Genomic DNA, 17,018 nt, shown 5'->3' with positions numbered 1-17,018 from the left:
ACCTGCCATCCGTCTCGCCCCGATCCGCCTGATGTCGTCCGCGGCGCGCCGCTCAATTCCGTCGTCATGGCGCCCTGCCTATACACATCCAGACCCCGTGAAAACCCGTATGGAGGGTGGAAACTCGCATGAATGCCGTGGCTTGCGCGAATTGCGTAGGCCGGTCGGCGCCGCGCCGCGCCGGGGTCGGGGGCGGAAATTCAGGCATCCAGCCAGCGGCTGAGGCGGGCCAGATCCCGCGACTGGTCGCGCACCTCGCGGCGGGCCAGATCGCGCACCGTGCGCACCAGCCGCATGCCGGCCCAGGCGGCAAAACCGCCTTCGGAACTGAGATCGCGGGTCACGTCGCGGACATCGTCGGCACCCTTGCGGCGGGCCAGGATGCGGCGGAGGAAGGCCCCCGGGCCCGCGGCGGTGAGCGTGGCGGCGACCCCGGCGCTCTGCCGGGTGTCCAGTTCCTGGAGCAGCAGCCCGGTGGACAGGTCGGCGAGGTCGGCCGGGCAGGGGGGCAGATCGGCGGGAAGCGTGACCTGCGCATCGGGCGCATGGACCTTGACCAGGGCAAGGACCAGCCCGGCGCCGCGCTGCCAGCCGCCGGCACGGGCCTCGGCCCAGAAGGCGTCCCAGTCCACCGGGGCGGCGGCAAGCAGGAAGGCGATGTCGCTCAACACCAGCGGGCCGCAATCGAGGCGGTGATCGTAGACCGCGTGGATGACGAGGTGGGCGAGGGTATCCTGCGGGGCGAGATAGGCCAGCGGTCCGGAGCGGATCGCCCGGGCGCGGATCGCCGCTTCGCGCGCGGCGGGGGCGGCATGGTCCATCCGCCCGTCGACCTCCCACAAGCGCTGGTGCAGCTCGATCACCGTGCCGCGCGGCGAGACCAGCGGCGGCATGTGCTTGTCGAGCCGGACCGTCTCCTCAAGCGTGAGATGTTGGGCGCCTTCCTGCCGGTAGCCGTGGGCCTGGAGCAGCTCGAAGGCCGGGATGACGGTGTCGGGCGTCAGCAGCAGGTCAAGGTCGCGCATCGGGCGCAGGGCGGGGTGGGGATAGGCGTGCCAGGCCAGCCAGGCGCCCTTGAGCGCCAGCGGGGCCATGCCCGCCTGTTCCAGCAGCGCGGTCGTGGCCGTCAGGTCGGCCGCGAGGACCAGCGAGGCGAGGGCCGAGGCGCGATAGGCTTCGGCCCAGCCGGCGCGCAGGGAGTCCGGGATCGCCGGATCGGCGCGGTGGTGGTGATGCAGCAGCGGCTGGAGCCGGTGCAGGGCGGCCATCCGGTCGAGCCCATGCCAGGCCTCCTGGTCGAGTCCGGCCAGTTCGGCCGGGGCCCGCCCGGCGAGCAGGGCCAGCAGCAGGTGCCGCAGGCGGGGAAGGGCCCCATCACCGGGCGCCGGCACGGCCACGCCTCAGTTCCGCTTGGGGACGGTAAAGGATCCGCTGACACGCCCGCCGGAACTGCCGCCCGTCGCCCCGGTGGCGGATGAGCCGCCCGAGCTGCGCCCGTCGACGCTGGAAACCCCGCTGGCCAGGTCGATCACCAGCCGCCCGCCGTTCAGCGTGTCGGCCCCGCGGTGCAGGCTGACGGCGCCGACCATGGTGATCAGGCGGCGGTTGAAATCGTAGATCGCGACATCGCCGCGCGCGGTTTCGTTGCCGCGCGCCACGACGACGCCGCCGGTCGCGTCGATCCGCTGGATCTTGACCGCGCCGCCGTCGGTATAGGCCACGGTGGTTCGCGCCGCGTTCATCTTGAGGTCGCCCTGGCTGATGTTGACGCTGCCGGAGAGGATCACGCGCTTTTGCTTGTCCTGCAGCTCGATCCGGTCCGCCTCGTAGTTGACCGGGGCATTGCTGTTGAACCCGGCGATCGCCTGGGCGCCCACCATTTGCGTGCCGATCGTGGCGGCGCCGGCGCCGAGCGCGAGCACGACCAGGCCCTTGAACGGCAGGGCGGAGGCGAGGCGGGGCAGGCGGAAGCTCGGCATGGGGGACCTTCTAAAAGACTGGTCGGGCCAGGTGAAGCCCAATTCGGCGGCGGCGGCCGGTTGCCGGCCGGGGAGGCGGCATGGCCCGACGCGACAGGGCCTTATCCACCGCGTCCGGATGGCTGGCGCAGGGCGTAGCCGAGCTCGCGGATCGCCTGCTCCTGCTCGGGGCGCAGCGGACCCGAGGCCATCGGCGGCGGATAGGGATCGCGCAGGAGTCTGTGGCGCAGGCGGCTGCGGAACTTGCGGGCGAGCAACCGGCTGCGGCTGGTCCCGCGATCGAACGTGCCGACATCGGCGGCCAGCGTTTCGGCCGCGGCCGGGTCGTATTCCCGCACCTCGCAGGCCACTTCATACTTCTTGCGCCGGAACTGGGCGCGGACGGCGCCATCGAGGTCGGCGCGCTGGTCGGCATGCTGCTGGAGCACGGCCCACAGGTTCGCCCGGTCGCGCACCGCGCGTTCGACGTTGTGCTGGGAGATGCCCCCTTCGTGCACCCGGTAGAGTACCAGCATCCCGGGCACGTGAGTCGGGGCCCGGGCGGCGCGGGTCAGCCGGTAAAGCAGTTCGGTGTCTTCCGAGGGCTTGAGGTCGGTGCGGAAGGGGCCGGCCCGTTCGAGCATCTCGCGGCGAAACAGGCAGGGCTGGAGCACCGTGACCCAGTCCACCAACAGGGCGAGCAGGTCGAGCCGCGCCGCGGGAACCGGGCCCTGCTGGAGCACCACCGCCTCTGGGTCGAGCTCGCGTCCGTCGAACCGGGCCTTGAGCCAGGGGCCATAGGTCATGTCGGCCCCGCGCTCCATCGCGGCGGCGGCATGGGCGTAGCTGTCCAGCGTGCACAGGTCGTCGCTGTCCATGAAATGGATGATGTCGCCCGTGGCCCGCGCACAGCCGGTATTGCGCGCGACGCCGGCCCCGGCATTGCTCTGGCGCAGCAGGGTCACGCTCTTGCCGAAGGCGGCGACCGCGTCCGGGGTGCCGTCGGTCGAGCCGTCGTCGACCACGATCAGCTCGTGCGGGGGGCGGGTCTGCGACAGGATCGAGCGCAGGGTCTCGGGGATCAGATCGGCCCGGTTGTAGGCAGGAATGACGGTGGAAATGCGCAAGGCGCTCACGCGGCGGCCTCCGGTTGGGCTGGGGTCAGGACGCCCGGAAGCGGCGGGCGGCGAAGCGGCAAACAGCGGTCATCATTCATGCGAACCTTCCCAGGGCGGGGTGATGAAGCCGGACAATGTCACGCGGGGCGAGCGCAACTGTCTCCGGCGCGGTGCCACGTTCACGGGCGCTTGTCCATTCGGCAGCCGCGCCCGCCGCCAGCGCCACGGCCGGACCCTTGGCGGCGCAAACGATGGCAGGCGCGGCCTGGTGCCTGCTCTTCCGATGAAGCGGGTGCCGGGGGCGACGATCCGCGCGCAACCGAGCGTTGACTTACGCATTCTGACTAAGGGATGGCCCGGATGCGCTTGACACCCGCCGTGAAAATCCGCCACCAACCCCCAGCGCAGGGCTTATGTGGTTTCACGTGCCCCGAAGGCGATTGGATCAGCTGCGCCAAGCCGTTGATCGGTTTTGGCAATTTGATTGAGGTGACTATCGTCGCGATCGCCATCCCGAAGGGTTTTCCAAATTTCAGTTTACGCGCGTGGAGGCGCACCGACGGCATGAAACGCACCAATTGCATGGTCTGTAACTCCGAGAATCTCTACGAATTCATCGATTGCGGCGATCAGCCCAACGGCAACAATTTCCTTTATCCCGAACAAGTCGCCGACGAGGTGACCTTCACCCTGTCGATGATGGTCTGCCAGGACTGCTGGGAGGTCCAGATCTCGGAATTCCCGCCGCAGGAGCTGCTGTTCTGCGATCACCCCTACCTGTCGGGCGTCAACGAGCCCGTGGTGCGTCACTTCAACGAGCTTGCCCCGCGCGTGGTCAACAAGCTCGGGCTCAAGGACAATGACCTCGTCATCGACGTGGGCTGCAACGACGGCACCCTGCTCAAGGCTTTCGCCCGCAACGGGATGCGGGTGCTGGGGGTCGATCCGTCGGAGCGTCCGGGAGCCGTGGCCCGCTCGCAGGGGATCACCGTGTTCCAGCAGTTCTGGAACCACGAAACGGGCAAGTCCCTCAAGCAGCTGGGAATCCGGCCCGAGGTGATCACCGCGACGGCCGTGTTCTACCACGTGCCGGACCTGCACGATTTCGTCGCGGGCCTCGCGGAAGTGATGGGCCCCAATTCGTTCTTCGTCGTCCAGGGGGTCAACCTGCTCGACCTGATCGAGAAGAACGAGTTCGACCACTTCTATCACGAGCACAGCTGCATCCACGCCGTGGCGCCGCTGACCAAGCTGTTCGCCCAGCATGGCCTGCGCATCCAGGACCTCGAGTTCTCGCCGATCCACGGCGGCTCGTTCATCCTCTATGTCTGCCGCGAGGAGAACCCGCGCGCGACGACGCCGGCCGTCGCCGAGGCAATCGCGAAGGAACAGGCCGCCGGGCTCGACAAGCTGGAGACCTACAAGGCCTTTTCCGCCCGGATCGACCACAACATGGCAACCGTGCGCAGCCTGCTTGAAAAGCTGAAGGCCGAGGGCAAGACGGTCTATGCGCTGGGCGCCCCCGTCAAGGGCAGCACTGTGCTCAACCGTGCCCAGATCGGGCCCGACCTCGTCGAGATGGTGACCGAGGTCAACCCGCTCAAGATCGGGCGCGTCACCCCCGGCACCCACATCCCCGTCGTGGACGAGAAGACCCTGACCGCAAAGCCCGACTACTACCTCGTGCTGGCATGGAATTTCATCGACTTCCTGGTCGGGAAGTTCGACGATTACCTGACCTCGGGCGGGCGCTTCATCGTCACCGTGCCCGAAGTGCGGATCATCGGCCCCAAGGGTGAGTACGAAACGCCGTGAAGAACGTCATCGTGACCGGCGCCTCGGGCTTCATCGGCAAGACCCTTGTCGCTGAGATCCGCAAGCGCTTTCCCGAAGCCAACGTGGTGGCGGTGAGCAGCCAGGTCGTCGACATCGCCGACGAACATGCGCTGTTCGCCTGGCTGGACGAGCAGTCCCGGCTCTACGAGTGCGACCACATCATCCACCTCGCCGCGCTCTACAAGGCGGGGGACTGGCCGGTTCATCACCCGGCCACGCAGTTCAACATCAACCTCAAGCTCAACGTGAACATCCTCGAGGGGTGGATCCGCTACTTCCCCAAGGCCAAGTTCACCTCGATCCTGTCCTACTGCATGTATCCCTCGCTGCCCCATGCCCACCCGGAAAGCGAGCTGTGGGGGCATGAGCCGGAGGATTACCTGTTCGCCTATGCCTATGCCAAGAAGGCGCTGCTGATCGGCCAGCGCGCCTATCGCCAGGAATTCGGCGGGCGCTGCACCAGCGTGGTCCTGCCCACGGTCTATGGCCACGGCGACAGCTTTGCGGAAAACTCGCACGTGGTCGGCGCGCTGATCGGCAAGTTCGTGCGGGCCGCGCGCGAGGGCGCCGAGAGCGTGGAGGTCTGGGGCGACGGCCTGCAGGAGCGCGAGTTCCTGTTTGTCGATGACGCGGCCGACGGGATCATCGCGGCTGCGCTGGGCTCCGAATACGACGCGCTCAACCTGGGCATGGGCGAGGCCTATTCGATCGGCCAGATCGCCTCGTGGATCAAGGAAGCCGCCGGTTTCCAGGGCGAGATCCGCTATAACAACAACAAGTTCGTGGGGGTGAAGACCCGCAAGCTGGACGTGTCGCGGATGCGCGAGTTGCTCGGCTGGTCGGCACCGACCGCCCTCCAGGACGGCCTCAAGCAGACTGTCGACTGGTATGCCGCGAGCCTCGATGAGGCGAAGCAGGTCGCCGAGGCGTGAGCGGCATGCTGGCCGGCAAGCGGCTGCTGGTCGTCGAGGAGGCTCTCAAGGACCCGGTCGGCCACTGGTACGAATATATCAAGGGCGTGGTCGAGCTGAACCGGCGCGAGGGCGCCGAGGTCATCACGGTCGCCCACGCCCGGATCGACCCGGCGATCGCGCGGGAGATCGCCGCCATCCCGGCCTTCCCGCGCAGCAACTGGGACGGGGTCTATGCCCATCCCAAGGCGTGGCGGCGCTATCTCGGGGTGCTGCGGCACAACTGGCTGGTTTACCGGACCATGCGCCGGATCGTCGACCAGCACGGGCCGTTCGACTGCCTTTTCGCGCCCACGGTGATCGTCCATCATGCCTGGGGCTGGCGTCTGCTGTTCGCGCGGCGGCAGGCCGGGATCGGGCGGATGGTCCTGCTGTTCCGCAACAATGCCGGCACTTACGAGCCGGGCAGCACCATGCCGGTGTTCAAGCGCTCGGCGGCCATGCTGCGCAGCGCGCTCAAGAGCTTTGCCGGGGCGATCGGGGCCGGGCGGGTGGCGCTGGCCACCGACAGCTCGAAACTGGCGCGCGAATACGGGCTGCTCTGCGGGCTGGTGCCCGAAGTCTATCCCAGCCCGCGGATCGCCCCCTTCCCCAACCAGCCGCGGCCGCCCAAGGCTCCCGGCGAGCCGCTGGTGTTCAGCTGCCTCGGGCCGGCCCGGTTCGAAAAGGGCATCGACCTGCTGCAGGAGGCGATCAAGCTGTGCCTGGCTCGCGGCCTGCCCCGCCCCGTCCGCTTCGTCATCCAGTGGAACCAGCCGATCGTCGATGCCCAGGGCCAGCCCTATCTTCCCGACCCGGCCCTGCTGGCTGATCCCCACGTCGAATTCGTGACCGAGCCGATGGACAGCGCGGCCTATGACGCGGCCATCGCGGCGACCGACTGCATGTTGTTGCCCTATCGCCGCGATGCCTATTTCGCGCGCATTTCCGGCGTCGCGGTCGAGGCGGCGACGGCCGGTATCCCGGTGCTCTACACCACCGACACCTGGACCGCCGACCTGATCGAGGAGGTCGGCGCCGGCATCGGCACGGCCGACGGTGACATTGCTGCCTTGGCCGAGGGGATCATGGCCATGATCGAGCGCTACGATGCGGTCCAAGAAAGTGCGATGGAGCGGAGAAGCGCGGCCCAGGCGGCCCATTCGGGCGAAGCTTTCGTTGCCAAGCTGTGGGGGCGGGCATGAACCGCAACCTGATCCTCGGCGCCGTCGCGGCCTTTCTCTATAACCACCTGATCGGCCGCCTGCCCTCGCGCCGGATCCGCGCCCTGGCGCTGAAGGCCTGGCTCGGCGCGCTCGGCCCGGGCGCAGCGGTGCAGACCGGCTGCCGGTTCCTCAATGGCCGGCGGGTGTTCCTCGGGTCCAACAACGTGATCAATTTCGGCTGCCTGTTCGATGGCCGGGTCCACGCGGTGCGGACCGGGGCGAACGTCTCGATCGGGCCGGAGGCGACTATCCTGACGCTGGGCCACGATCCCCAGTCTCCCGGCTTCGACGTCAAGGGCGGCGAAGTGGTGATCGGCGACCGGGCGTGGATCGCCTATCGCGCCCTGATCATGCCCGGCGTGACGATCGGCGAAGGCGCCGTGGTCGGGGCCGGGGCGGTCGTCACGCGCGACGTGCCACCCTATGCCATCGTGGCGGGCAATCCGGCGCAGGTGGTGGGCGAGCGCAGCCGGGAGCTGACCTATGACCTGAACTATCGTCCTTGGCTGGTCTGAGCCAGAGGCTCCCTCCCGAGGACCCGCACGGCGGACATCCGCTTCCGGCCCCCGCCGCCCCATTCCCGAGACAGGCAAGCAATCCATAATGACCATCTCCGTCGTCATTCCGAACTACAACCGGGCAAGCCTGATCGGCGAAACGCTCGAAAACCTGCTCGGGCAAAGCCGTGCGCCGGATGAGGTCATCGTGGTCGACGACGGTTCGACCGATGCCTCGGTCGAGGTGATCGGCCGGTTCGGTGACCGGGTCCGCCTGATCCGCCAGGAAAACGCCGGGCCGGCCAAGGCCCGCAATCGCGGCCTCGCTGAGGCGACGGGCGAGTTCATCCAGTTCTTCGACAGCGACGACCTGTGTTCGCGCAACAAGCTCGAAGTGCAGGCTGCGGCACTGGAGCGAACCGGTGCGGACTTCGCCTATGGCCCCTGGCTGCAGGCACGGCTGGAAGGGGGGCTGGCCCGCTATCCCGAACTCGCCTTGCAGCAGCGGGCGCTGCCGGACGACCGCTCGGCGCTGTCGTGGTTCCTGCACGGCTGGGTGATCGTGTTCCAGTGCTGCATGTTCCGGCGGAGCCTGCTGGACAAGGTCGGTCCCTATCGCACCGATCTCATGCCGAGCGAGGATTCCGAATTGCTCTGCCGCATCCTGCTGTCCGGCGCCCGCCCGGTCCATGTGCCGGAAGCCCTGGTGCTCTATCGCTTGCACGATGGCGCCCAGATCAGCCGCGGCGGCATGGCCGCGCAGCGGCGGGCCGCGGACTGGTTGAAATATTGCACCATCGTCGCCGAGGCGATCGCGCAGGCTCCATCGGGCGTTTCGGCTGCGGACCGGGCCCAGTGGCAGTGGAGCGTGTGGGATGCGCGGCGGCAATATGATCGCGCGTTCGGATCGACCGATCAGGCCGCTGCTACGCCGTTCCCGCAGGAGATCGCGTTCCAGCTGAAAGCGCTCCACAAGCGGCTGCGCGCGGGGCTTGGCCGGCGGACGATCGGCTCGAGCCTGCCGCGCCCCTATCGACCGGGGCGGCTCAGCGCCGTACAGGAAAATCTGATCCGGGCGATCGGATATGAGCCGACCCTGGACCCAACGGCGCAGGGCTAGGCGCCTGTCTTGGCCGGACCGGTCAATCTGGAGAATTTTGTGCTTTCCGTTCTGAACGACCTCTATCGCATCGTGCGACCCAGCGGGCTGAAGCGGCTGGTGGCCGTCCTGGCGGTGACCTTCCTCCAGGCCGTCGTCCAGACCGTTGCCGTGTTCTCGCTGATGCCGTTCCTGAGCGCCGTGGCCGACGTCGCCGCGTTCCGCCGCTCGTTCGTGGGCCGGTCGTTCGTGGGCCTGGTGGGAGAGGGCAGCGACAACCGCCTGATGCTGATCGCCGGTTCCGCGTCGCTGGCGCTTCTGGTCTTCGGCAACCTGCTCTCGCTTTTCGCCGAGCATCATCGCAACCGGTATGCCTTTACGATCGCCCAGGACCTGCGCACCAGCCTGACCGCCCAAATCCTGGCCCGGCGGTACAGCTACTTTCTCGGCGTCAACAGTTCGGTCCTGCTCAAGCACCTCATGGACGACGCCGGCCGGGTGGCTTCCGAGATTGCCCTGCCGGCCCTGGACCTGGCTTCTCGCACCTTGGTGGTCCTGCTCATGGCGGTCAGCGTGCTGTTCGTCGAGCCGAGCGTGATCGTCGTCGGCGCGGTGGTCGTCCTGCTGTTCAACCTGTTTGTCATGAAGCCGATCCGCAAGCGGGCCCTGGCCAATTCCAACACCATCATGCTGGGGTTCCGCCGGCTCCATTTTGAATTGTTCCAGACCCTGGGCGGGGTCAAGCAGGTCATCGCCTCGGACCGGAAGGACTATTTCGTCAACCGGGTGAGCCAGGCCTCGGAACAGCTCACCCGCGCAATGGCCCGGGTGCCGCTCTATGCCGCCATGCCGCGCAGCGGGTTCGAGGTGCTGGTTTTCGGCGGGATGATCGTCTGGGTGCTCTCGGCCATCATGTCCGGCGAAAACCTCACCGCGCTGATGCCGCGGATCGGGTTCATTGCGATTGTCGCTTACCGGATGATGCCGTCGCTGCAGATCATGTTCGCCCAGGCCGCCATGATCAATTCCGCCCAGCAGGCGCTGGCCGAAGTGATGGCACTGATCGCGGAACAGCCCGCGTTCTCGGCCGATCCGGCACGGCCGGCCGACGTCCTCGTCCCTGGCCATGCCGATCGGCTCGGCTGGTCGCGGCACATCCGCTTCGAAAACGTGGTGTTCCGTTATGACGGCGCGGACGAGCCGGCGATCCGGCATCTGGACCTGACCATCGCCAAGGGCCAGCGGGTGGCTTTCGTCGGCTCGACCGGCTCGGGCAAGTCGACCCTGATCGATCTGCTGATCGGCCTGCTCACGCCGACCAGCGGGCGCATCCTGATCGACGACGTGCCGCTGACTTATGACAACATGCACTTGTGGCGCCAGGCCATGGGCTATGTGCCGCAGGAACTGTTCCTGCTCGATTCCTCGATCGCGGAAAACGTGGCCTTCGGCTGCGAGGCAGACGAGGTCGACCGCGCCCGGGTGCTACGCGCGGCCGAGATCGCCCAAGCGCGCGACTTCGTCGAGACCGGACAGGCCGAGGGCTTCGACACCGTGGTGGGCGAGCGGGGCGTGCGGCTCAGCGGCGGCCAGCGCCAGCGTCTCGCCCTTGCCCGCGCGCTCTATTTCGAGCCGAACGTGCTGATTCTCGACGAGGCGACCAGCGCGCTCGACCCGGTGACGGAGCGCAAGGTGACCGAGGCCCTGCGCCGCGACAGCGCGGACATGACCGTCATTACCGTCGCGCACCGGATCGGCACGGTTCGGGACTACGACGTGATCCACTACATGGAGCACGGTCGGATCCTGTTCTCGGGCGATTACGATTCCCTGATCGCCACGCAGGAGCGTTTTCGCGGCCTGGTCAGCAACCAGCACTGAGCCGCCCGCCCGGTTGCAAATGGGCAGGCAGTCTGCCAATTGTCTCCCGCGGCGCGGGCCCTGCGCGATCGTGGCCGCCAACCATAAAGATGCGGTATGCAATTCGTCAGCCTAGACCTCCCCGGTGTGATCGAGATCCGTCCAAGGCGCCTGGGGGATGAGCGGGGCTACTTCGCCGAGACCTTCCGCCTCGCCCAGTTTTGCGAGGCGGCTGGGACCTTCGACTTCGTACAGGAAAACGAGTCGCTGAGCGCGCGGCCCGGCACACTGCGCGGGCTTCACTTTCAGACCGCACCCTTCGAGCAGGGCAAGCTGGTGCGCTGCACCGCCGGCGCGATCTTCGACGTCGCGGTCGACCTGCGGACCGGCTCGCCAACCTATGGCAAGTGGGTCGCGGTCGAACTGAGCGCGGCGCTGGGCAACCAGTTGTGGGTGCCGCCCGGCTTTGCCCACGGCTTCTGCACCCTCGTGCCCAATACCGTGGTCAGCTACAAGGTCACCGCGGTCTATTCGCCCGAGCATGACAAGGGCGTGGCGTGGAACGATCCGGACATCGCCGTTGTCTGGCCAGATATCGCCGAGCCCGAGACCCTGTCGGCCAAGGACCGGGTGCAGCCCGCGCTGGCCGACCTGCCCGCCTGGTTTGCCCTGGAGGACTGACGCGATGCGCGTGATCGTTACCGGCGGGGCCGGCTTCATCGGTTCGGCCCTCGTCCGCCACCTTGTGCTCGACAAGGGCTACGAGGTGCTCAACGTCGATGCCCTGACCTATGCCGGCAACCTGGCCTCGCTCAGCGCCGTGGAAGGCCGCAACACATATTCCTTCCTCCACGCCAACATCTGCGACCGCGCGGCGATGGACCGGGCCATCGCCGAGTTCCGCCCGGACCGGGTGATGCACCTCGCCGCCGAGAGCCATGTCGACCGTTCGATCACCGGGGCGGCCGATTTCGTCCAGACCAACGTGATCGGCACCTTCACCCTGCTCGAAGCCGCGCGCGGCTACTGGAACGGGCTCGATACCGCCGCGAAAGAGGCCTTCCGCTTCCTCCACGTCTCGACCGACGAGGTCTATGGCTCGCTGGGCGAGGACGGGCTGTTCGCGGAAACCACGCCCTATGATCCCTCCTCGCCCTATTCGGCTTCGAAGGCGAGCAGCGACCATCTCGCCAAGGCCTGGCAGCGGACCTATGGCCTGCCGGTGGTGGTCTCCAACTGCTCGAACAATTATGGGCCGTTCCACTTTCCCGAAAAGCTCATCCCGCTCACCATTCTCAACGCGCTGTCGGGCAAGCCGCTGCCGGTTTACGGCAAGGGCGAGAACGTGCGTGACTGGCTCTATGTCGAGGACCATGCCCGCGCGCTCGACCTGATCGTGGCCGAGGGGCGGCCGGGCGAGACCTACAATGTCGGCGGGCGCAACGAGCGCCGCAACATCGACGTGGTGCGCCGGATCTGCGCCGTGCTTGACCAGCTCGTGCCCGTCGCAGCCCCGCGCGAGGGGTTGATCGAATTCGTCACCGACCGGCCCGGCCACGACGCGCGCTATGCGATCGACGCAACCCGCCTCGAGACCGAGCTGGGCTGGCGGGCGCAGGAGGATTTCGACAGCGGGATCGAGAAGACCGTGCGCTGGTATCTCGACAACGCGTGGTGGTGGCGCCCCTTGCGCGATCGTTACGACGGCGAACGGCTGGGGCTGGTCGAGGCGAAAACGGCGTGAGGATCGCGGTCACGGGCCTGGCCGGACAGGTCGTGCAGAGCCTGGTCGAACGCGGCCCCGCCGCCGGCCACGTGATCCTGCCGGTCGGCCGGCCGGCGCTGGACCTGGCCGGCGGCGACGGCGCGGCGATCCGCGCCGCACTGGCAGCCGTCCGGCCCGAGGCGATCGTCTCGGCGGCGGCCTATACCGCGGTCGACAAGGCGGAGAGCGAGCCGGACCTGGCCTTCGCGGTCAATGCCGCGGGCGCCGGTCACGTGGCGCAGGCCGCCGCCGCGCTCGGCGTGCCGCTGGTCCATCTTTCGACCGACTATGTTTTCTCCGGCGAGGGCACCCGCGCTTGGCGCGAGGACGATCCGACGGGGCCCAAGGGGGTCTATGGTGCCTCCAAGCTGGCCGGCGAGCAAGCCGTGCTTGCCGCCCAGCCCAACAGCGCGGTGCTGCGCACGGCCTGGGTTTACAGCCCGTTCGGCGCCAATTTCGTCAAGACCATGCTGCGCCTGGCCGCCAGCCGCGACACGCTCGGCGTGGTGGCCGACCAGGTCGGCAACCCGACTTCGGCGCTCGATATCGCGGACGGGGTAATGCAGGTGGCGCAGAACCTTGCCGACCGCCCCACCGACGAATCCCTGCGGGGCCTGTTTCACATGACCGGCAGCGGCGAGACCAGCTGGGCCGGTTTCGCCGAAGCGATCTTCGCGGCCAGCGCGGGCCTTGGCGGGCCGAGCGCGCAGGTCCATCCGATCGCCACGAGCGACTATCCCACCCCCGCTGCCCGCCCGGTCAATTCGCGGCTCGACTGCGCGAAACTGGCCGCGGCCCACGGCGTTCGCCTGCCCGACTGGCGCCTGTCGCTGGCCGGGGTGGTGGCGCGGCTGGAAAGGCAGCAAGAGGAAGCACGATGAAGGGCATCATCCTGGCCGGCGGCAGTGGCACGCGGCTCTATCCGATGACCATGGCTGCCTCCAAGCAGCTGATGCCGGTCTATGACAAGCCGATGATCTATTACCCGCTGACCACGCTGATGCTGGCGGGGATCCGCGAGGTGCTGGTCATCACCACTCCGCACGACGCGGCGCAGTTCGCCTACCTGCTGGGTGACGGGTCGCAGTGGGGCATGGACATTTCCTTCGCGGTTCAGCCCGAGCCCAAGGGGCTCGCCCAGGCCTATACGATCGGCGCCGATTTCGTCGCCGGCGGCCCGTCATGCCTGGTGCTGGGAGACAATATCTTCTTCGGCCACGGCCTGTCCGACATTCTTGCCAGCGCTGCGGCCCGGCCTTCCGGGGCCAGTGTCTTTGCCTATCATGTGGCCGATCCCGAACGGTACGGCGTGGTCGAGTTCGACGCGGACATGCGCGCCCTCTCGATCGAGGAAAAGCCGGCGGTGCCGCGCTCGCACTGGGCAGTCACCGGGCTCTATTTCTACGATGCGCAAGTGGTCGACATCGCGGCCAACCTCCAGCCCTCGCCGCGGGGCGAATTGGAGATCACCGACGTCAACCGGATTTACCTCGAGCGCGGCCAGCTCAATGTCGAGGTCATGGGGCGCGGCTATGCCTGGCTCGATACCGGCACACCCGACAGCTTGCTCGAGGCGGCCGAATTCGTCGCCACCCTCGAACGCCGGCAGGGCATGAAGATCGCCTGCCCCGAGGAAATCGCCTGGCGCAAGGGCTTCATCGACGATGCCGGCCTCGCCCGCGCGATCGACCGCCACGGCAAGAGCGCTTATGCTGGCTATCTCAGGAGCCTGATGCCCTGACGGCCGCGGCGCTGGATTGAGTTCGGACCCTAGACCGCCTGGGCACTATCCTCGAAGAACCAGGTGTTGACGGTCTTGGCCACCGGGACATATCCGAGTTCGCGGAGATAGACCGTCAGTTCGTCGTCCCGCCCGTCTTCCACCTTGCTGCCGAACAGTTCCGCCAAGACGTACCTGGGCCGAAAGCGCTCCCAGTCGTTGGACCTGAGCACTTCGAGGTCGCGCCCTTCTACGTCCACGGTCAGGAAGTCGATCGCGGTCCCGGCCGGCAGGTGGCGGGCCAGGACGTCGGACAGCGGCAGGACCGGCACTTCAACCACCTTCTCGATCCGGAACGGCTCAACGGCCCGGGCCTTGGCAAGCGCTTCGTCGAACGTGTTCAAGGCGCCGACGTTGAAGATGAAGAACTTGATCGTTGCGGGGGATGCTCCGATGCCGATTTCCACATTGGTATCGTGGGGGCGGAACCGCCGAAACAGGGTCATCGACCCTGGCGTGGCGTCGATGTTGAGCCCCCGCCAGCCCGTCTCGTAGAAGATCTGCGTGTTGGAATAGAGAAAGGGATGGAACGCGCCGACGTCGACGTAGAAGCCCGTCTCCTGCGTGTCGAACAGGCGGGCCAGAACCCGGTCTTCACCCTCTTGCGAATAGGTCCTGTTCGATAGCCGGGCCTTTTCGAAGGCGGGAATGCGGCCCGAAATGCGCCTCAACTGTCGATTCAACCATTCGCTTGCTTTCATTTGCGGACCTCGCCCGGTTCGGAGTTGATATCAAGGCTTCGAATGAGCCCCACGCAATGAGAAGTGGGCAGAAGCGTCCTCCATTCTGTCGGCGGTGGGTAGGTGTTGTCACCTACATTCTGGTCATGTCGGGGCTAGCAACGCGCAGACGCCCCGGTGGTTTCGGGGAAAAGGCCGTAAAATCATGGGATTTCATTTTCTGACCAGGCGCCTTGGCGCTGGCGATCAGCGCAAGCCCTTGCCGCCCTGCATGGTGAGGTGCGCCCGGCCTTCGAGGGCGACGGTGCGCTCCTCGAGATCGGCCTTGATCGACCCGGCCCGGAACGTGCCGCTGGGCACGGTTCCGGCGACGCCGCCCGAGCCGGTGACCTTCTGGCCCTTGAGGTCGATGAGCACGTCGTTGGTGGTCAGGCGGTAGCCGTCCGCCGCGCGGAAATCGACCGGACCGCGCAGGTCGAGCATGTTCTTGCCGACATCGTAGGTGCCGTCCGGCGCCTTTATCTCGGCCGGGCCATCGGTGAGCAGGATGCGGGCGGCCAGATCGTCCATCCTGACCTGGTCGACCTTGGCAGATTGCTGAACGGCGCTTCCGGCCGTGACCGAGAAGGGGCGCCCGCGCGCATCCTCGCCGCGGTACATCGCCTGGTCCACCCGCAGGCGGTCGTTGGTGATGGCAACCTTGGTGCGGTCGAGCAGGAAGCTGACCTCGCCGCGCGGGAAGATCGGGGCGATGATCATCACCGCCATGATCGCGCCGATCCCGGCAGGCAGGGCCTTGGCCAGGAAGCTGACCACGCGGTCGTGCGAGCCGCCTGGCAGGGCGAACTGGCGGCGACGGTCGCGGATCAGGTCAGCCTGCTCGGTCATGGCCTATTCGTGGCTGAAAATGTCCTTCTCGGCCCAGCCGGCAAGGTCGAGCCGGGCGCGATAGGGGAGGAAATCGAAGCAGGCCTGGGCCATGTCCGTGCGATGCTCGCGCGCCAGCCGCTCGACCAGGATCGCGTGCATGGCGTGAAGGTGACGCACGTCGGAGGCGGCATATTCCTGCTGGGCGTCGGTCAGGTTCGGCGCGCCCCAGTCACTCGACTGCTGCTGCTTGGAGATCTCCTTGCCGAGCAGCTCGCGCACGAGGTCCTTGAGGCCGTGGCGATCGGTATAGGTGCGCACCAGCTTGCTGGCGATCTTGGTGCAGAACACCGGCGCGGCGACCACGCCGAGGTAATGCTCGATCGCCGCAAGGTCGAACCGGGCGAAATGATAGAGCTTGAGCCGCGCGGGATCGGCCAGCACAGCCTTGAGATTGGGCGCGTCATAGGCCGAACCGGCGTTGAAGCGCACGAGATGCTCGTCGCCCTTGCCGTCGGAAATCTGTACCACGCACAACCGGTCGCGCGGGGTGATCAGGCCCATGGTTTCCGTGTCGACCGCGACCGGGCCCGGGGCGAGCACGCCGGCGGGGAGGTCTTCCTCATGAAGATAGACTGCCATCCCCGGTGCCTAGACGCTCCGCCGTTGTGCGGCAAGGGCGGGGCGGCTAGGCAATCGCCATGGTGAGTGAAGTTCCCGACAGTTGGCGCCCGGCGCTGGATCCGGCCATGGCAACTCCCGCCGCGCGCAAGCTCGGCGGCTTCCTCAAGGCAGAGGAGGCGGCGGGCAAGCAGATCTATCCGCCGCGCGGGCTTCGGCTGGCCGCATTGGAACTGACCCCGCTTGACCGGGTAAAAGTGGTGATCCTCGGGCAGGACCCCTACCACGGGCCGGGGCAGGCGCACGGCCTGTCGTTTTCGGTGCCCAAGGGCGTGAAAGTGCCGCCGAGCCTTGTGAATATCTACAAGGAGATCGAGGCCGACCTCGGCCTGCCGCGCGGGGCCCACGGGAATCTAGAGAGCTGGGCGCGGCAGGGCGTGCTGCTGCTCAACAATTCGCTGACCGTGGAAGACGGCCGCGCCGGTTCCCATGCCGGGCTTGGCTGGGACGCGATCACCGATGCCGCCGTGGCAGCCGTGGCAGCGAAGGCGGAGCCCTGCGTGTTCCTGCTGTGGGGCAGCCATGCCCGCAAGAAGGCCGAGCGGGTGCCGGGGCTGATGGGCAGTCACCACCTTGTCCTCGCCGCGCCGCATCCCAGCCCGCTCTCGGCCCATTCCGGCTTTCTCGGCTGTCGCCACTTCAGCAAGGCCAATGCCTTTCTGGAAGCACAGGGGCGGGGCGGGATCGACTGGAGCGTCTAG

16 protein-coding genes and 1 pseudogene are annotated in these 17,018 nt (G+C 67.5%); 11 read left to right on the top strand and 6 right to left on the bottom strand.

What is annotated here, in order from left to right:
- Positions 1 to 200: 200 nt before the first annotated feature.
- The 3 genes from H7F51_RS02785 to H7F51_RS02775 form a co-directional block, all read right to left on the bottom strand.
- On the bottom strand, positions 201 to 1,397 hold the full coding sequence (locus H7F51_RS02785; RefSeq protein WP_185662692.1) for a nucleotidyltransferase family protein: 1,197 nt from the start codon (positions 1,395 to 1,397) through the stop codon (positions 201 to 203).
- A gap of 3 nt (positions 1,398 to 1,400) precedes the next feature.
- A complete protein-coding gene (locus H7F51_RS02780) occupies positions 1,401 to 1,979 on the bottom strand; it encodes an LptA/OstA family protein (protein ID WP_185662691.1) in 579 nt (192 codons plus the stop codon).
- Between the two features lie 101 nt (positions 1,980 to 2,080).
- Entirely contained in the window at positions 2,081 to 3,094 is a 1,014-nt protein-coding gene (locus H7F51_RS02775) for a glycosyltransferase (RefSeq protein ID WP_185662690.1), read from the bottom strand.
- Between the two features lie 546 nt (positions 3,095 to 3,640).
- On the opposite strand from H7F51_RS02775, the gene H7F51_RS02770 reads away from it, so the two are divergent.
- The 10 genes and pseudogenes from H7F51_RS02770 (at position 3,641) to rfbA (ending at position 14,050) form a co-directional block, all read left to right on the top strand.
- Positions 3,641 to 4,891: a class I SAM-dependent methyltransferase gene (locus H7F51_RS02770; protein WP_185662689.1), complete on the top strand. Its 1,251-nt coding sequence runs from the start codon at positions 3,641 to 3,643 to the stop codon at positions 4,889 to 4,891.
- Positions 4,888 to 5,844 carry an NAD-dependent epimerase/dehydratase family protein gene (locus H7F51_RS02765; protein ID WP_185662688.1) on the top strand — a complete coding sequence of 319 codons (957 nt, stop codon included), beginning with the start codon at positions 4,888 to 4,890 and terminating at the stop codon, positions 5,842 to 5,844. Before H7F51_RS02770 ends, H7F51_RS02765 begins: the two co-directional genes overlap by 4 nt.
- Before the next feature lie 5 nt (positions 5,845 to 5,849).
- Complete coding sequence (locus tag H7F51_RS02760) at positions 5,850 to 7,067, top strand: glycosyltransferase (protein ID WP_343061195.1); 1,218 nt, start codon at positions 5,850 to 5,852, stop codon at positions 7,065 to 7,067.
- Positions 7,068 to 7,399: 332 nt separating this feature from the next.
- Positions 7,400 to 7,555: pseudogene (locus tag H7F51_RS18945) on the top strand (DapH/DapD/GlmU-related protein); the annotation flags it as partial.
- A gap of 136 nt (positions 7,556 to 7,691) precedes the next feature.
- Complete coding sequence (locus tag H7F51_RS02750; RefSeq protein ID WP_185662685.1) at positions 7,692 to 8,705, top strand: glycosyltransferase family 2 protein; 1,014 nt, start codon at positions 7,692 to 7,694, stop codon at positions 8,703 to 8,705.
- Between the two features lie 39 nt (positions 8,706 to 8,744).
- Positions 8,745 to 10,565, top strand: coding sequence for an ATP-binding cassette domain-containing protein (locus H7F51_RS18850; RefSeq protein WP_185662684.1), 1,821 nt, complete (start codon positions 8,745 to 8,747; stop codon positions 10,563 to 10,565).
- Positions 10,566 to 10,661: 96 nt separating this feature from the next.
- Positions 10,662 to 11,225: a dTDP-4-dehydrorhamnose 3,5-epimerase gene (rfbC, locus tag H7F51_RS02740; RefSeq protein ID WP_185662683.1), complete on the top strand. Its 564-nt coding sequence runs from the start codon at positions 10,662 to 10,664 to the stop codon at positions 11,223 to 11,225.
- A 4-nt stretch (positions 11,226 to 11,229) separates the two neighbouring features.
- Positions 11,230 to 12,288 carry a dTDP-glucose 4,6-dehydratase gene (rfbB, locus tag H7F51_RS02735; protein ID WP_185662682.1) on the top strand — a complete coding sequence of 353 codons (1,059 nt, stop codon included), beginning with the start codon at positions 11,230 to 11,232 and terminating at the stop codon, positions 12,286 to 12,288.
- Complete coding sequence (gene rfbD, locus H7F51_RS02730) at positions 12,285 to 13,190, top strand: dTDP-4-dehydrorhamnose reductase (RefSeq protein ID WP_185662681.1); 906 nt, start codon at positions 12,285 to 12,287, stop codon at positions 13,188 to 13,190. Before rfbB ends, rfbD begins: the two co-directional genes overlap by 4 nt.
- Positions 13,187 to 14,050 carry a glucose-1-phosphate thymidylyltransferase RfbA gene (gene rfbA / locus H7F51_RS02725; RefSeq protein ID WP_185662680.1) on the top strand — a complete coding sequence of 288 codons (864 nt, stop codon included), beginning with the start codon at positions 13,187 to 13,189 and terminating at the stop codon, positions 14,048 to 14,050. Before rfbD ends, rfbA begins: the two co-directional genes overlap by 4 nt.
- Positions 14,051 to 14,079: 29 nt before the next feature.
- On the opposite strand, the gene H7F51_RS02720 is transcribed toward rfbA, so the two are convergent.
- The 3 genes from H7F51_RS02720 to H7F51_RS02710 form a co-directional block, all read right to left on the bottom strand.
- Positions 14,080 to 14,760: an FkbM family methyltransferase gene (locus H7F51_RS02720; RefSeq protein ID WP_185662679.1), complete on the bottom strand. Its 681-nt coding sequence runs from the start codon at positions 14,758 to 14,760 to the stop codon at positions 14,080 to 14,082.
- Positions 14,761 to 15,015: 255 nt separating this feature from the next.
- Positions 15,016 to 15,657 carry an LPS export ABC transporter periplasmic protein LptC gene (gene lptC, locus H7F51_RS02715; RefSeq protein ID WP_185662678.1) on the bottom strand — a complete coding sequence of 214 codons (642 nt, stop codon included), beginning with the start codon at positions 15,655 to 15,657 and terminating at the stop codon, positions 15,016 to 15,018.
- Between the two features lie 3 nt (positions 15,658 to 15,660).
- Positions 15,661 to 16,278: a ribonuclease D gene (locus H7F51_RS02710; protein WP_185662677.1), complete on the bottom strand. Its 618-nt coding sequence runs from the start codon at positions 16,276 to 16,278 to the stop codon at positions 15,661 to 15,663.
- 59 nt (positions 16,279 to 16,337) lie between these two features.
- On the opposite strand from H7F51_RS02710, the gene ung reads away from it, so the two are divergent.
- Complete coding sequence (ung, locus tag H7F51_RS02705; RefSeq protein ID WP_185662676.1) at positions 16,338 to 17,018, top strand: uracil-DNA glycosylase; 681 nt, start codon at positions 16,338 to 16,340, stop codon at positions 17,016 to 17,018.

Source organism: Novosphingobium flavum, from assembly GCF_014230315.1.
In the GTDB taxonomy this organism is placed as follows: domain Bacteria; phylum Pseudomonadota; class Alphaproteobacteria; order Sphingomonadales; family Sphingomonadaceae; genus Novosphingobium; species Novosphingobium flavum.
Note: the sequence above shows the minus strand (reverse complement) of the source record. Positions and strands in the feature narration are given on the sequence as shown.

Bases quoted from the DNA above. Each gene is read 5' to 3' on its own strand.
- H7F51_RS02780 (WP_185662691.1), bottom strand. From the start codon at position 1,979: ATGCCGAGCTTCCGCCTGCCCCGCCTCGCCTCCGCCCTGCCGTTCAAG.
- H7F51_RS02770 (WP_185662689.1), top strand. From the start codon at position 3,641: ATGAAACGCACCAATTGCATGGTCTGTAACTCCGAGAATCTCTACGAA.
- H7F51_RS02760 (WP_343061195.1), top strand. From the start codon at position 5,850: ATGCTGGCCGGCAAGCGGCTGCTGGTCGTCGAGGAGGCTCTCAAGGAC.
- H7F51_RS02750 (WP_185662685.1), top strand. From the start codon at position 7,692: ATGACCATCTCCGTCGTCATTCCGAACTACAACCGGGCAAGCCTGATC.
- rfbC (WP_185662683.1), top strand. From the start codon at position 10,662: ATGCAATTCGTCAGCCTAGACCTCCCCGGTGTGATCGAGATCCGTCCA.
- rfbB (WP_185662682.1), top strand. From the start codon at position 11,230: ATGCGCGTGATCGTTACCGGCGGGGCCGGCTTCATCGGTTCGGCCCTC.
- rfbA (WP_185662680.1), top strand. From the start codon at position 13,187: ATGAAGGGCATCATCCTGGCCGGCGGCAGTGGCACGCGGCTCTATCCG.
- lptC (WP_185662678.1), bottom strand. From the start codon at position 15,657: ATGACCGAGCAGGCTGACCTGATCCGCGACCGTCGCCGCCAGTTCGCC.
- H7F51_RS02710 (WP_185662677.1), bottom strand. From the start codon at position 16,278: ATGGCAGTCTATCTTCATGAGGAAGACCTCCCCGCCGGCGTGCTCGCC.
- ung (WP_185662676.1), top strand. From the start codon at position 16,338: ATGGTGAGTGAAGTTCCCGACAGTTGGCGCCCGGCGCTGGATCCGGCC.